The following is a 14,916-nucleotide window of genomic DNA, read 5'->3' on the forward strand; positions in this document are numbered from 1 at the left end:
GGTTCTTCTTCGCACAAAATAAACTAAGTTTATAGGTTTACCTCAAACGATCAACAGATTTTACAAGATCTTCGTCCTTTTTGATGGCCTTATTAGCTAATACTAATAACACGATAGCAACAATCGGCATGAACATCCCAATACCTTTCTCAGAGACCTCAGCCCCTCCAGATAAATTTAGTGATCGATATACAAATAATCCTAATAAAATTAAATTTAATATTATATTAAGTCTGTTTAACACAAACTGATTTTGTCTCTTTTTAAATGAAATAATACTGATAATACTGAGCATAGTGGTCAAACCTAATAAAACAGTATAAAGCTGATCCTGCATAAAAAAGAATGGCTTTCCTGCACTAGTTGTCCAAAGCGGAACAAAAAGCATTAAAATGCCAGTTGCAGCAAAAGCTAGAAATAAGTATACAGTCTGAATTCTTTGTATCATGGTATAAAAATGTTTTACAAAAATATATTTTCTTTTTTTAAAATACTATTGTATGATAAAATTTTATTCGTATTATTGCATCATAATACCGTAAGCACTTCATACTGCGGTCAATTCAAATTAATTATCTACCTATTCTTTTTACAGTATTCCTTAAAATAATTAAATTCATAGAACATTCATGTTTGATATTTCTGCATTAAAAGAAATGAAGCTTTCTGAGCTTCAAGAAATAGCTAAGTTAGCTAAAACAATAAAGATTACTGGTGTCAAAAAAGAGACTTTAATTAGTCAGATTTTAGCACACCAAGAGGCATCTCTTGCGCCAACAGAAACTCCAAAAACTGAAGCAGCAGAAACTAAAGAAGAGAAACCAAAACGAGCTAGAATTGCACCAGTCAAAGCAAAAGCAGAAAATACCAAAAATGCACCTGTTTTAGAATTTGATAAAGTAGAGGAAACTGTTCAGAATACAGAAACTGCAGAAAAAGTAGAGCCAATTGCAGAAACGGTGACAGAAGCAGTACAAGAGAACAAGCCTGCAGCGGCAAAAAAAGAGCCTAAAGCGGTAAAATTCAATAAACAGGCATACGAGAAAAAAGTAGCTCTTAAAAAAGAGAAAGAGGCAGTAAAAGAAGTTGGAGCTACTGAAGAAGTTGCAGATTCAACTCCATCAGAATCAATTATTTCTGAGCCGACAGCAGAAACAGCTGAAAAAACTACACAAACTCCTGCAAAAAAGGTTAATCCGAATCAGAATAAAAATCAGAACCAGAACCAAAATCAAAACCCGAATCAGAACCAAAATCAAAACGGGAATGGCAATGGAAACGGAAACCACAGTAACCAAAATCCTAATCATAAGAATAAAAAAAATAACAATAATTTCAGAGATTCTGATTTTGAATTTGATGGAATTATCGAAAGTGAAGGCGTTTTAGAAATGATGCCAGACGGTTACGGATTTTTACGTTCTTCTGATTATAATTATTTAGCTTCTCCAGATGATATTTATTTATCAACTTCGCAAATTAGATTATTTGGTTTAAAAACTGGAGATACTGTAAAAGGAGTGGTTCGCCCGCCAAAAGAGGGAGAGAAGTTTTTTCCTTTGGTTCGTGTATTAAAAATCAATGGTCACGATCCGCAAGTTGTTCGCGATAGAGTTTCTTTCGAACACTTGACACCGGTTTTCCCTTCAGAAAAATTCAAACTTGCCGAAAAAGGCAGTTCTATTTCAACAAGAATCATAGATTTGTTTTCGCCAATAGGTAAAGGTCAGCGTGGTATGATCGTTGCTCAGCCTAAAACTGGTAAAACAATGCTTCTTAAAGATATTGCAAACGCTATTGCAGCCAACCATCCAGAGGTTTATTTAATTGTTCTTCTTATCGACGAGCGTCCTGAGGAGGTTACTGATATGCAAAGAAGTGTGCGTGGTGAAGTTATTGCTTCAACTTTTGATAGAGAGCCACAAGAGCACGTAAAAATCGCTAACATCGTATTGGAAAAAGCAAAACGTTTAGTGGAATGCGGTCACGATGTTGTGATTCTTTTAGATTCGATTACGCGTTTAGCAAGAGCTTACAATACTGTTCAGCCAGCATCTGGAAAAGTATTAAGTGGAGGTGTTGATGCTAATGCATTACAAAAACCAAAACGTTTCTTTGGAGCGGCTAGAAATGTAGAAAACGGAGGTTCTTTAAGTATCATCGCAACTGCATTAACAGAAACTGGTTCTAAAATGGATGAGGTTATCTTCGAAGAATTTAAAGGAACGGGTAACATGGAATTACAATTAGATCGTAAGATAGCCAATAAACGTATTTTCCCAGCAATCGATCTTACTTCATCTAGTACACGTCGTGATGACTTGTTATTAGATGAAAAAACATTGCAAAGAATGTGGATCATGCGTAAATATCTATCAGATATGAACCCAGTAGAATCAATGGATTTCGTAAACGATCGTTTCAAGAAAACGAAGAATAATGAGGAGTTTTTGATTTCGATGAATGACTAGTTTATAGGGACAAAGGTTCAAAGTTACAAAGGTTCTGAGGTTTTCCTTTTGGAATCTATAATATAAAAAAGGGATGAATTTTTAAATTCATCCCTTTTTGTTTTTTATAATTTTTGCAGTATCGGTTCTTGTAGAGTAATCTTTGAGTCTTTGTAGCCCTGAACCTTTACAACTATTTTTTATCCACCACTGGTCTATTTTCTCTATTAGCTAAATCCCAGGCTAAAACGAAAGCAAGTTTTGTTCTTTTAGTTAAAGCATCGTATTCGATTTTTTCCGGAGTATCGTCTTTTCCGTGGTAGTCTTCGTGAACGCCGTTGAAGAAGAAGATAGACGGAATACCGTGTTTAGCGAAATTATAGTGGTCAGAACGCTCGTAGAAATGGTTTGGATCTTTAGGGTCATTAAATTTAAAATCCAAGTCCATTTTGATGTATTTTTCGTTTTGAGCAACAACAGCATTGTGTAAATCAGAAGATAATCTGTCAGCACCAATTACATAAACGTAGTTGTTTGTATTTGAATGCTCAACATCACGACGTCCGATCATATCGATGTTGATATCGGCAATTGTATTTTCGATTGGAAATAATGGATTTTCAGAATAATAACGTGATCCATGTAAACCATGTTCTTCTCCAGTTACATGAAGAAACAAAATAGAACGTTTTGGTCCGTGGCCTTGTTTTTTAGCTTTAGCAAAAGCTTTAGCCATTTCAATAACCGCTACAGTTCCAGAACCATCATCGTCAGCGCCATTGTAAACTTCACCATCTTTAATGCCCACGTGATCGTAGTGTGCAGAAATTACCAAAACTTCATTTGGCTTTTCTGTTCCTTCAATGTAAGCCCAGATATTTTCAGAATCAGGAAGGTTTTGGTTGCGTCTTGCGTTCATAAAGGTTGCAGGAACTGGTTGGTAGTAATCTGAAGCTCCTTTAGGGAAAGATATGCCACTTTTCTTGTATTGCTCAATCATGTAAAGGCCTGCTTTTTTCTGTCCTTTAGAACCAGTTTCGCGACCTTCCATTTCATCAGAAGCAACAGTATAAAGCATTTTCTTTAAGTCTTTTTCGCTAATTGCTTTTACATATTTGGTAGGGTCCGAATTGTCATTGGATACAGTTGCCTGTGCGGTTTTACATGAATACGTAGAGACAATTAAGAATAAAATGAGTAATTTTTTCATTTCTTATGGTTAGTGTAAATTAATAAATGTGTAAAGAACGTATAAAGTCAGTAAAAATAGGATAAATAGTGAGTTTATTATAAACAAGAAAAAACTTTTGATAAAAGATACTATTCTTGACTCACCGTAAAAACGATGATGCGCTGGATAGAAATAATAGCACATCCAAATTGTTCCTACAAATGTCGTGATTGATGATATGAAAGACAAAGGACTATCTTCTCCAAAAAGGCCAATAAATCTATCTATAATAAACATGATTAGGAAAATTAGCAGTAGGAAAGAAAAATAGTGGAGTGTAAAAATTCCATGATCAAAGTAATACCATCTTTTTTTGTTGTGGAAAAGCCACAAGAAAAAAGCAAAAAACGGCATAATTATAAATAGTATTTTAGGAAGATTATGAAAGAACGATTCAACAAATTTTTCATAAATCTCTTTTTTGGTATATTTTTCCGTTACGTGTATTGCTTTTTCAGAAAACCAATAGGAGGAAGCATTTAACTTCTCATTTTCTTTTCCATATTTCTGAATCGAATCAATTTCTTTCATCGTTTTAAAATGGAAATATCTTTTGTCATTCTTTCTGCTTATATTTAGGCTGTCAGTAGCCTTAGAGAGTTCTTTGTTAAGTGCTTCTTCACTTTTATCAATTTTTTCGCCTACATTGTTTGGAAACATTGCAATTAATAAAAATGTAATAAAACTTATAAAAATGTAAAGTCGAACTGGTGCAAGATAAGATAAACGTTTTCCTGAAAGGTATTCTTTTGTAAGCGTAGACGGTTTGAACAGCAGATTTTTTATTGTTTTCCAAAAAGCATTTTCGTAATGCGTTAAATCTTCAAAGAAATGAACAAATAAATGATGAAAAGTTTTTCGGCTATCGCTGTTTTCTTGCCCGCAGTTTGGACAATATTTTTGTTCTACAACATGCCTGCAGTTTAGACAAGTTTTGTCTTCTCTAATTTTATTATGTGACATTGGTTTGTATGAATTGGTTTGTTCTGGTAGTCTTTATTTTTTTTTGAAATTATTTTTTCAGGACTTCGTTTAAGAAAAGCTGTAAATGGTCAAAAGATCTTTTTGCAGCAACAGCATTATACGCAGCACCTTTAGAATTATCACTTCCAGCTTCAGGATTTGTAAAAGAGTGAACAGCATTTGCGTAATAAATCATTTCCCAATCTGCTTTAGCATCGCGCATTTCCTGCTGAAAAGCGGCAATTTCGTCTTTAGGAACAAAAGGATCGTCGGCTCCATGGCAGATAAGAACTTTAGCAGAAATTAGTTCCGTTTTTCTACTCGCATCTTTTCCTAAACCTCCATGAAACGAAGCAATACCTTTTACATTCAGATGCCCGCGAGCAGCTTCAAGAACTCCAGTTCCTCCAAAACAATAGCCAATTGCGACAATGTTGTCTTTGTTTGCGCCAGATTTAACTAATTCCTTCAAAGCAGCATCAATACGTTTTTGATAAGCCTCATAATTCGTTTTATAGTAACCTGCCTGTTTTCCGGCTTCACCTGTGTTTTTAGGATAATTTCCTTCACCATAGATATCGGCGATGAAAACATGATAACCTAATTTGGACAATTCTTCTGCAATTCCTTTAGAAGCGTTATCAATTCCTAGCCAGGCTGGCAAAAGTAAGATTCCTGGATTGTTAGCGCTTTTTTTAGCAGATTTTATAAATAGACCATTCAGCTGCTGGCTTCCTTCTGAATATTTTACTGGTTTTAACTGCGCATTCATAAGATTAGAAAATAAGATTGCACTGAATAAAATGATTATGGAGTTTTTCATAATTTCTTCAATTTTTAACAAATATCAGAAATATTATGTTACAAAAAAACCTCACAAGTAAATTCTTGTGAGGTTTGTAACCAATATTATAAAAGAATATTTTTCCTTTTTATAATGATATGTTTCGTTTAAAAGCGCAGCCTAATTCTACAATAGAATCGGTTTTGTCGATACCTGGAATTCCATCAATTTTTTCATAAAGAATACGGCGCATGTGCTCATGATTTTTCGCAATGATTTTTATATAAAGCGTAAAGGAACCCGTTACATAATAACATTCGGTAATCTCAGGAATTTCTTTAAGCGCTTCAATAATTCGTTCAGAATCAGAATCTTTGTTTAGTGTGAGTCCAGTAAAAGAAGCCCAGTCGTAACCTATTTTCTTTTCTTGAATAATGGGTTTTATTCCTCCAATTACACCTTGTTCAATCATTCTGTTAATACGCTGGTGCACCATTGTATTTGATATTTTAAGATTAGTGGCGATGGCAGAAAAGGCCATTCTTCCGTCTTTTTCTAATTCTTTAAGAATACTAATATCAAATTCGTCTAATAATTCCATTCAGTAAAAATCGTTTTAAAATTGAGTCTTTTGCGATTCATAAAAGTAATTCTTTTTTTTAATAAACAGACATCGAATCATATTTCTCGAAAAAATAAATATGTCTTTTTTGCAGTGCTTAAATTTAAGTTTTGACTTTTATTTTGTTGTATTTAAGTCAAAATATCGTTTTTTAGATTGTTATTTGTTTAATTTTAATATTTTTGTAGAAATAAAAAGCATATTATGATAAGTACAGAAAAAACACTTTCATCAAAATCAGAAGTTTTGATTGAAAAAGAAAACAAATATGGCGCTCATAATTACCATCCGCTTCCTGTAGTTTTAGAACGAGGAGAAGGTGTATACGTATGGGATGTTGACGGAAAAAGATATTTTGATTTTTTATCTGCTTATTCTGCAGTTAATCAAGGTCATTGTCATCCTAAAATTGTAAATGCAATGGTGGAGCAAGCTCAAAAATTGACTTTGACTTCTCGTGCTTTTTACAATGATAAATTAGGAAATTACGAAGAGTATATAACGAAGTATTTTGGTTTTGATAAAGTTCTTCCAATGAATACAGGTGCTGAAGCAGTTGAAACAGCTCTAAAAATTTCTAGAAAATGGGCCTATGAAGTAAAAGGAATTCCAGAAAACCAAGCACAGATTATTGTGTGCGAGAATAACTTTCACGGAAGAACTACAACTATTATTTCATTTTCTAATGATGAAACGGCGCGCAAAAACTTCGGACCTTTTACAGACGGTTTCATTAAAATAGAATATGATAATCTTGAAGCGCTTGAAAACGCTTTAAATTCATCAAAAAACATTGCAGGATTTTTAGTAGAACCAATTCAGGGTGAAGCGGGAGTTTATGTTCCGTCTGAAGGTTATTTAGCGAAAGCGAAAGCACTTTGCGAAAAACACAACGTACTTTTTATTGCCGATGAGGTACAAACAGGAATTGCCCGTACAGGAAAATTATTGGCAGTTCATCACGAAAATGTACAGCCGGATGTTTTAATTCTTGGAAAAGCAATTTCTGGAGGAGTTTATCCAGTTTCGGCTGTTTTATGTAATGACGAAATCATGAATGTGATTAAACCAGGTCAGCACGGATCTACTTTTGGTGGAAATCCTGTTGCAGCAGCTGTTGCGATCGCTGCTCTTGAAGTAATTAAGGATGAAAAATTGGCTGAAAATGCAGAACGTCTAGGAGTGATTTTAAGAGATGGATTAAATAAAATTGCTGCTAAAAATGATTTAATTACACTAGTTCGCGGAAAAGGTTTATTGAATGCTATTGTGATCAACATAGATGAAGAATCTGATTTGGCTTGGGAAATCTGCTTGAAATTTAGAGATAATGGATTATTGGCTAAACCAACTCACGGAAATAAAATCAGACTGGCTCCGCCTTTGGTAATGACTGAAGAGCAAATTAAAGAATGTCTTGACATTATCGAGAAATCCTTGAATGAGTTTAAATAATCCTCCTTTGAGATTAAAAATAGAAAAAGCAGCAAGTATACTTGCTGCTTTTTTTGTAGAGACCATTTTTTGTTTTAAAAAGCGACTGTTTTATAAAGAAACGCATCTCTACCCATTCCTTTAGGAACGTCAGCTCGATAAAATTGGATTAAATTGGTTTATATATTCCGCAGGAATGTGTGTTTTGTTTTTAAGGTTTAAAAAGCAAAAAAGCTATAATCAATGTAATAATAACATTAAAAAACTGTGCAGTCAAAAATGCGATCAAAGGTTTTCTGCTATTATGCTGTAATAGATCTTTAAAATTGGTTTCTAAACCAATGCTAGTAAAAGCTAAAGCAAACCAAAGCCCTTGCAGATTTTTTAAACTTTCCTTTAATTCATCACGAGTTTCTGGCGCAACAAAAAAAGAGAAAACAATGGAAGCCACAATAAAGCCAATTACAAACTTTGGAAAACGTTTCCAAATAACGCGAAGTGTTGGCTTGGATTCTCGAACTTCTGAAGACTGATTGTGAGTGTAAGTCCAATAAACAGAAATGGCAAAAGCGGCTATTCCCAATAAAACATTTTGAGAAAATTTGACAATCGTACTTATTTTTAAAGCTGTTTCGCCAACTAAAGTTCCAGATGCCACAACAGCTCCTGAAGTATCAATGCTTCCGCCGAGCCAAGCGCCTGTAACTTCTTCGGGAAAATTAAAATGACTTGCAATGATCGGCATAAAAATCATCATAGGAATCGCTGTGACCAAAACCATAGAAATCACGTAAGACAATTTTTTAGAATCGCCTTTTATCGCACCAGAAGTGGCAATTGCCGCCGAAACACCGCAAATTGAAACCGCACTCGAAATCATCATTGTCAATTCGTCATCGACTTTTAGTTTTCTGCAAAGCCAAAAAGCAAAATACCAAACGGATAAAACCACGACCAAAGCCTGAATTAAACCTAACGATCCCGCTTTTAGAATATCCGAAAAAATAACACTCGTTCCCAATAAAACCAATCCGATTTTGACAAAAAGTTCGGTTGACAAAGCAGAACGAAACCATTCTGGAAGCTTGAAAAAATTTCCGATAATCAATCCAATTGCTAAACTGAAAATGACAGCTTCGAGATTGAGTGCTTTTATTTCAGTATTTCCGGCTAATATTAATGCAAGTATTGTGAGAAGATAAACTATTGGAAATCCGAAAATGAAATTTTTAATCGATTTTCCAACTAAAAAAGTGCCGATTATTCCAATGACAATAAAATAAAAAAACTGAAAACCAATTATTTTAATGTTTTTAATTTCGAAAACATTATTTATTAAGTCTGTTCCGTTCGTCCATTTAAAAAAGGGAACTTCGGGAAGAAAAATAAAAAGAGACATTCCGATAATGAGAAAACCGAGAATTACGACGGTCCAGTCTTCGTGAATAGTAAATTTTGTTGAGGTTGACATTGTATTCTTAATTAATTTGTTATCCTAACAGTTTTTTTTAAACCTGTTAGGTATTATTTGTAGGATTAAAATAATAGCTGCTATGTAATTGATTTTGAATCTTCTAGATTTCCTGTTTGCTTTGGACTGATTTAAAAGTAAATACCTAACAGGTTTAAAAAAAACTGTTAGGATATTGGAATTATTTCGTCTGTAATGTTTTAGATAGTTTACAAATCGACAAAGTATTTTTGTTTGCCAAAGTCAAATTCATAATAAGTTAAATTAGGCCATAGCGGTTTAATTAAACCTTTTTCCCAAGTTTGCAGTGCAGTTTGCAATTCTTTTACTTTTTCGGGATTTTTTTGTGAGAGGTCTGTTGTTTCAGATTTATCTGAGGTAAGATTGTACAACCATTTTTCATGTGTTCTTCCGCTAATGACTAGTTTCCAATCACCACTTCTAATCGCTTTTGCATCACCCGAACGCCAGTATAAATCTTTGTGGGCGACTTTATTTTCGTTTACAGTTTGAATCAAATCTACGCCATCATAAATTCTGTCTTTTGGCAAATCAGAACCAATTGCCGATGCAATGGTTGTAAAAATATCCAAAGTGCTTACAGGATTTTTATAAACAGTGTTTGGTTTGATTTTTCCTTTCCACGAAAGTGCAAAAGGAACATTGATTCCGCCTTCAAAATGCGAAAATTTGCCGCCCTTCAATGGTGCATTTGTTGTCGCAAAAGTATAATCGGCACCACCATTATCGCTGGAAAAAATGATTAAAGTGTTTTCTTCAAGACCTTCTTTTTTGACTTTTTCACGGATTCTGCCAATCGCATCATCCAAAGCGCTGATCATGGCAAAATAAACACGTTTGTTTTCATCTTTTACATTCGGAAAACGATCGTAATACTTTTTACGAACCTGAAATGGCGTATGAGGCGCATTAAACGGAATATAAAGCAAGAAAGGTTTGTTTTTATTCTTGTCAATAAAAGCTTCCGCTTCTTCAGCAAATTTTTCGGTTAAATAAGCTTTTTCATCAATAATGGTGCTGTCTCTGCGAATTTGTCCAATTCCGACACGGCCGTTGCCCCAAATGGTTTTGTCGGTAAAATCTTTGTGATGATGATTAATGATATCTGGATTATCATCTTCTGGAGCATAAAGCGAAAATGCTTGATAAAATCCGTAATGATAATCGAAACCGCGGTCCAAAGGAAAAAATCCTTTATTGTGTCCCAAATGCCATTTTCCGATAATCCCAGTGGTGTAACCTTGCCTTTTTGCCAAATCTGCAAAAGTGATTTCAGATTTTGGCAGCCCCTGCGATTTAATGGAAGCCTCGTTCGGATAATTGATTTTATCATTCAATCTCCAGCCGTCTGTGTTGATTAAATATTTAAAGCCATAATATTCTAAATTGTTTTTTGGATAACGATCTCCAGGTTGATATTCATGTCCAAAACGTTCTTGATATCTTCCTGTAATCAATCCGGCGCGTGAAGGCGAACAGATTGCAGCAGATGCGTAACCATCTGTAAAAGCAACTCCAGAAGCTGCTAAAGAATCGATCTGTGGGGTAGGAGTCGATTTTCCGCCGTAGAGCGAAATATCATACTTGCCCAAATCATCGGCAAGCAGAATAATGATATTGGTCTTTTTTCCAACAATGGAATCTTTAGGTTTTGAGGCTAAAAATTCCTTTTTGCCTTCTGCCAATTTCTGATCTTCTTTGACTAAAGTGCCATCAGTATTAATCGGCCAAAATAAAAATGCTGCCAGAAGGAGAATCACTATTAAAATGGAGAGAACAATTTTGGTTATTTTTTTATAGGTTGCCATATTTTGGTTTTTGATTAGTTCGCATTTCTTTTGCCAGTATTTTGTCATCCTGAGGAACGAAGGATCACACACGTAGCTCTACAAAGATTGTCGACTCTGATTACGGAATTACTAGTGTGATCCTTCGTTCCTCAGGATGACATACTGTGCGTTGAAACTGTGTAAAAGATTGTGCTTACTTCGAAGCCAACGCAACATCAACTTCATTCTTTAAGTCATTTATTCCTTCTTTCTTAAAAACGATTTTTCCGTTTTGATATAAGATCAAAGTCGGGAAGATTTTGACGGTTTTTAAATCAGCAATAACTTGCGGACTGTCTTCCAATTCAATTTCTACGATTTTTAAATTCGAACCATATTCTGATCTAATGTCTTCTAAAACTGGTTTTACTTTTTTGCAAGGAGCACAGTATTTTGAACCGATATCTACCAAAACAGTTTTATTATCAGCAATAATTTTATTGAATTCAGCCAAAGACAATTTACTTTTTAGATTTGAGTAAAAAGGTTTTCCGTTTCCAATCCAATTGGCAATTCCGCCCTCTAAACTATAAGCTTCTGAGAAACCATTTTTTATTAATTCTTTTTCTAAAGCAACGCTTCTGCCAGCTCCAATAGAATAAATAAAAACAGGTTTTGATTTATCTAGTTTAGCAACAGATTGCGCATAATTTTCAGATTGAAGATTAAAATTTACAGCACCTTCAATATGATTCAATGCAAATTCTTCTGGAGTTCTGGCATCAACAATCTGTGGATTTTTTTGACTTTTTATTTTCGAATAAAATGAATCTAGCGATAATGAGCTGTGAATTTCATTTTGCGAAAAAGCAGCAACTGCCCATAAAAAGGCAATTGCTGTTATACTGGATTTTAAGATTTGATTTTTCATGTCACGAAGCATTATACTTGTTCTAATACTGGTGCAGAAGTTTCTTCAGCGGTAACTGGCTTTGGTTTTAGCGGAAGCGATAATACTCCCTCGGCAAGAGAACTTCCTTCTTTTTTAGATTTAAAAATCGGCCAAAGAAACTGCGCATACCATTCTTCTTGTTTGTAAGATTTTGTTCCGAATGATTTTGGATATTGGCGAGTAATCAATCCTGTTCCGAAAATAACATCCCAAATGAAGAACATGTTTCCGAAGTTTCCTTTAAAATGACCAACACCGTCTCCGCTTGTATCTGCGTGATGTGCGTGATGCGTAGCAGGAGTAGAGATCAATCTTTCTAAAACCCATGCAATTGGATGCAATATCCTGTATTTGTAAAATGGTTTATCCCACGGAATGCTTGAGTGCGCTCCTAAAGTGATGAAACTTTTAATCACTAAAACAAATAAAGCAGGAAGGCCTAAACCTAAATACGTTAAAGTGGCTGTCAAATAAATTTGAGAAAAGAAAACCGTATAAATAAAGTTTTGCCTAGAAGCCATTGCCATACCCATGTACGGAGCCGAATGGTGCGTTCTGTGAAAACGCCATAAAAATGGAACTTGGTGATGCAATCTATGGTACCAATACTGCGTTAAATCGTCAGCAATTGCTATTAAGAAAAAGCCTCCCCAAAACGGAACCCATGATAATGAATTAGCCAGATTTGGCAATAAATAAGGTAAAGCTGTTAAACTGAAAAAAGCAATGATAGGAGGCAAAATCAATTTTGGAGCTAAGAAACAAACAATGTCAATTTTGCGTTCTTCACCAGTCCATTCGTCATCGTATAAACCTGCAGCAAATTCGATAATTCCTAAAACGATCATAAATACGGTTAATCCCCAAGTTCGAATATTAGCAAAAATGGGTTGTGCAAATTCTAAAAATGGAGGCAATGTTAAATGCGATTCGCTTACAGCTCCACCAGTTAGTTTAAAATACAGGTAAATTGCCACTACAGGCAATGAATAAATGAAGAAACTTATCGTTAAGTCTCTTGTTAATTTTTCTCTTTGAACTATTGCCATGATTTCTTATTTTAAAAATTGATTTACTACTGCTAATCCGCCAGCTAAAATGGCCAACGGCACTAAAAACAAGATTATCCCAACGACAATCTTTTTTCCTATGATTTCATAATCTACTCGTTTCATAATTATTCTTTTTATGTCCTGCAAGGTTTTTCAAACCTTGTAGGTATTTTTTATGTATAAGATTTGAAACCTACAAGGTTTTGGAAGCCTTGTAGGTTCTGTAATTAATTATTGGTTCCGCCTGGTTTAGTTGCTTGTTTGATTAAATCAGAAATTGTTTTTCCTTTATCAGCACCAGTATTGTGAATTCTTCTGTTATAAACATCCTGCCAATCGATTAAAGGATATAGATTATTTTCTTTTGCCTGTTCGTCAAATAATTTTTGAAGTTCAGCCAGTTTTTCAGGATACTTTTTCGCCAGATTATTACGTTCGTTAAAATCTTCGTTTAGATTGTATAATTCCCAAACATCAGTATCAAAGTTGCTTGGAGCAGGTTTTTCGTTGCTTCCTAAAGATTTTTTTACTGCGAAAGAATCTGGCAAATGCGCCGCAGAAGCTTTCCATCCATCTTTATAAATGGCTCTGTTTCCGAAGATGTAGTAATACTGAACTTTGTGCAATGATTCTGCTTTCCGATTATCTAAAGAAGCTTTGAAAGTTGAGCCTTGGATAATATCTTGTTTTACATTTTTGATATATTCTGGCGCTTTGATTCCAACAATATCCAAAGTAGTTGGCAATAGATCTGTCACGTGGCTGTACTGATTTCTTATGCCGCCTTTGTCTTTAATTCCGTTTGGATAAAAAACAATCAATGGATTACGTGTTCCTCCTTCAGATTGTGCATCTTGTTTCCAGTTTTTGAAAGGAGCATTCGTTGCCTGAGCCCATCCTAGAGGATAATTCGTGTTTAAACCTTTTGCTGTTCCGATTTCTCCAATATTATTTAAATTGCTTTGGAAGTTTTCTTCGTCAGTTTTTCCTTGAGCAAATAAACTTTGGTTGATTGTTCCTTGAAGAGTTCCTTCTTTACTTGCTCCATTATCACCAATAGCAACAAAGATTAAAGTATTATCCAATTGTCCGCTTTGTTTTAAATAATCCACAACTCTTCCAATTTCATAATCCGTATACGTTAGGAACCCAGCGTAAACTTCCATGAATCTTGCGTATACTTTCTTTTGGTCTGGAGTTAATTTTTTCCATTCTGTAATTAAAGCGTTGCGATCTGGAAGACCTGCATTTTGAGGAAAGATTCCCAATTTCTTTTGGTTAGCCAATACTTTTTCACGGTAAACATCCCAACCTTCGTCAAATTTGCCTTTATATGGCTCAACCCATTTTTCAGCTACTTGATGCGGTGCATGAACCGCCCCTGGAGCATAATACAAGAAAAATGGTTTTCCTGGCGCCGCTTTTTGCTGTTTCTGAATGTAGCTGATGGCTTTATCTGTAATTAATTCATTCAAATGGCGTCCATCAGGTTTTATATGAACTTGATCTTCTACCAAATCAGGATTGTACTGATCGGTTTGAGAACCTAAGAATCCGTAAAAATGATCGAAACCTTTTCCTGTAGGCCATCTGTCAAACGGACCTGCATCTGTTGCATCTTCATCTGGCGTAACTCCATATTTTCCAACTGCAAAAGTGTTGTAGCCGTTCTCTCGTAAAATCTCTGCAATTGTTCCTTTATCAGAAGGAATTCTTCCATCCCAACCTGGGAAACCTGCTGATAAAATGGTATGAGAAAATCCGCTTACGTGAACTCTTCCTGAATTTCTCCCAGTCAATAAAGCGGCACGGGTAGGAGCACAAATCGCTGTTGTATGGAAGTTTGTATAACGTAAACCATTATTTGCTAGATTCTCGAAAGTTGGCGTGTTGATTAAACCTCCAAAAGCACTTGAAGCTCCAAATCCAACATCATCCAATAAAATCCAAACCACGTTTGGTGCACCTTTGGGAGCCGTTACAGGATCTGGCCAGTATTCTTTAGAATCTGCCAAAGTTTTACCGATTGTACCTTTAAATTCTTGTGTGTCTTGTGCAAATCCTAATTGTGCAATAAGGAAAGCAGTAATCAAGAGTCCATTTTTCGGACTTTTGATTGCAATGTTATTTTTTAAATTTTTCATTTTTATAGTTTTTTAGTTATATG

Annotated in this window: 12 protein-coding genes; 2 read left to right on the forward strand and 10 right to left on the reverse strand. The window is 34.8% G+C overall.

The features are described 5' to 3' along the window. Positions 1–37: 37 nt before the first annotated feature. Positions 38–448 (reverse strand): DUF4293 domain-containing protein, encoded by a 411-nt coding sequence (locus NU08_RS02165; RefSeq protein ID WP_129745649.1) that lies wholly within the window; start codon positions 446–448, stop codon positions 38–40. A gap of 181 nt (positions 449–629) precedes the next feature. Between NU08_RS02165 and rho the strand changes: the two genes are divergently transcribed. Further along, positions 630–2,471 (forward strand): transcription termination factor Rho, encoded by a 1,842-nt coding sequence (gene rho, locus NU08_RS02170; RefSeq protein ID WP_129745650.1) that lies wholly within the window; start codon positions 630–632, stop codon positions 2,469–2,471. A gap of 172 nt (positions 2,472–2,643) precedes the next feature. Here the strand turns inward: rho and NU08_RS02175 are convergent, their stop codons facing one another. The 4 genes from NU08_RS02175 to NU08_RS02190 form a co-directional block, all read right to left on the reverse strand. Next, entirely contained in the window at positions 2,644–3,660 is a 1,017-nt protein-coding gene (locus NU08_RS02175) for a M28 family peptidase (protein WP_129745651.1), read from the reverse strand. Positions 3,661–3,669: 9 nt separating this feature from the next. Beyond that, a complete protein-coding gene (locus NU08_RS02180) occupies positions 3,670–4,644 on the reverse strand; it encodes a DUF3667 domain-containing protein (protein ID WP_129745652.1) in 975 nt (324 codons plus the stop codon). Between the two features lie 49 nt (positions 4,645–4,693). Beyond that, positions 4,694–5,467, reverse strand: coding sequence for a dienelactone hydrolase family protein (locus NU08_RS02185; protein WP_129745653.1), 774 nt, complete (start codon positions 5,465–5,467; stop codon positions 4,694–4,696). A gap of 109 nt (positions 5,468–5,576) precedes the next feature. Then, a complete protein-coding gene (locus NU08_RS02190) occupies positions 5,577–6,029 on the reverse strand; it encodes an Lrp/AsnC family transcriptional regulator (RefSeq protein WP_129745654.1) in 453 nt (150 codons plus the stop codon). Positions 6,030–6,254: 225 nt separating this feature from the next. Here NU08_RS02190 and rocD point away from each other — a divergent pair, with 225 nt between their 5' ends. Beyond that, positions 6,255–7,505 carry an ornithine--oxo-acid transaminase gene (gene rocD / locus NU08_RS02195; protein WP_129745655.1) on the forward strand — a complete coding sequence of 417 codons (1,251 nt, stop codon included), beginning with the start codon at positions 6,255–6,257 and terminating at the stop codon, positions 7,503–7,505. Between the two features lie 190 nt (positions 7,506–7,695). On the opposite strand, the gene NU08_RS02200 is transcribed toward rocD, so the two are convergent. From NU08_RS02200 to NU08_RS02220, 5 genes are all read right to left on the reverse strand, one after another. After that, positions 7,696–8,955 carry a YeiH family protein gene (locus tag NU08_RS02200; RefSeq protein WP_129745656.1) on the reverse strand — a complete coding sequence of 420 codons (1,260 nt, stop codon included), beginning with the start codon at positions 8,953–8,955 and terminating at the stop codon, positions 7,696–7,698. A 209-nt stretch (positions 8,956–9,164) separates the two neighbouring features. Beyond that, complete coding sequence (locus tag NU08_RS02205; RefSeq protein ID WP_129745657.1) at positions 9,165–10,784, reverse strand: sulfatase-like hydrolase/transferase; 1,620 nt, start codon at positions 10,782–10,784, stop codon at positions 9,165–9,167. Positions 10,785–10,959: 175 nt separating this feature from the next. Next, complete coding sequence (locus NU08_RS02210; protein ID WP_165352390.1) at positions 10,960–11,676, reverse strand: thioredoxin domain-containing protein; 717 nt, start codon at positions 11,674–11,676, stop codon at positions 10,960–10,962. A gap of 11 nt (positions 11,677–11,687) precedes the next feature. Next, on the reverse strand, positions 11,688–12,746 hold the full coding sequence (locus tag NU08_RS02215; RefSeq protein ID WP_129745659.1) for a sterol desaturase family protein: 1,059 nt from the start codon (positions 12,744–12,746) through the stop codon (positions 11,688–11,690). Between the two features lie 230 nt (positions 12,747–12,976). Further along, positions 12,977–14,893, reverse strand: a complete 1,917-nt coding sequence (locus NU08_RS02220; protein ID WP_129745660.1) for an arylsulfatase — start codon at positions 14,891–14,893, stop codon at positions 12,977–12,979. Between the last annotated feature and the right edge of the window lie 23 nt (positions 14,894–14,916).

It is taken from the genome of Flavobacterium anhuiense (assembly GCF_004151235.1).
Lineage (GTDB): Bacteria > Bacteroidota > Bacteroidia > Flavobacteriales > Flavobacteriaceae > Flavobacterium > Flavobacterium anhuiense_A.

Bases quoted from the DNA above. Each gene is read 5' to 3' on its own strand.
- rocD (WP_129745655.1), top strand. From the start codon at position 6,255: ATGATAAGTACAGAAAAAACACTTTCATCAAAATCAGAAGTTTTGATT.
- NU08_RS02175 (WP_129745651.1), bottom strand. From the start codon at position 3,660: ATGAAAAAATTACTCATTTTATTCTTAATTGTCTCTACGTATTCATGT.
- NU08_RS02220 (WP_129745660.1), bottom strand. From the start codon at position 14,893: ATGAAAAATTTAAAAAATAACATTGCAATCAAAAGTCCGAAAAATGGA.
- NU08_RS02185 (WP_129745653.1), bottom strand. From the start codon at position 5,467: ATGAAAAACTCCATAATCATTTTATTCAGTGCAATCTTATTTTCTAAT.
- NU08_RS02190 (WP_129745654.1), bottom strand. From the start codon at position 6,029: ATGGAATTATTAGACGAATTTGATATTAGTATTCTTAAAGAATTAGAA.
- NU08_RS02210 (WP_165352390.1), bottom strand. From the start codon at position 11,676: ATGAAAAATCAAATCTTAAAATCCAGTATAACAGCAATTGCCTTTTTA.
- rho (WP_129745650.1), top strand. From the start codon at position 630: ATGTTTGATATTTCTGCATTAAAAGAAATGAAGCTTTCTGAGCTTCAA.
- NU08_RS02165 (WP_129745649.1), bottom strand. From the start codon at position 448: ATGATACAAAGAATTCAGACTGTATACTTATTTCTAGCTTTTGCTGCA.
- NU08_RS02215 (WP_129745659.1), bottom strand. From the start codon at position 12,746: ATGGCAATAGTTCAAAGAGAAAAATTAACAAGAGACTTAACGATAAGT.
- NU08_RS02205 (WP_129745657.1), bottom strand. From the start codon at position 10,784: ATGGCAACCTATAAAAAAATAACCAAAATTGTTCTCTCCATTTTAATA.
- NU08_RS02200 (WP_129745656.1), bottom strand. From the start codon at position 8,955: ATGTCAACCTCAACAAAATTTACTATTCACGAAGACTGGACCGTCGTA.
- NU08_RS02180 (WP_129745652.1), bottom strand. From the start codon at position 4,644: ATGTCACATAATAAAATTAGAGAAGACAAAACTTGTCTAAACTGCAGG.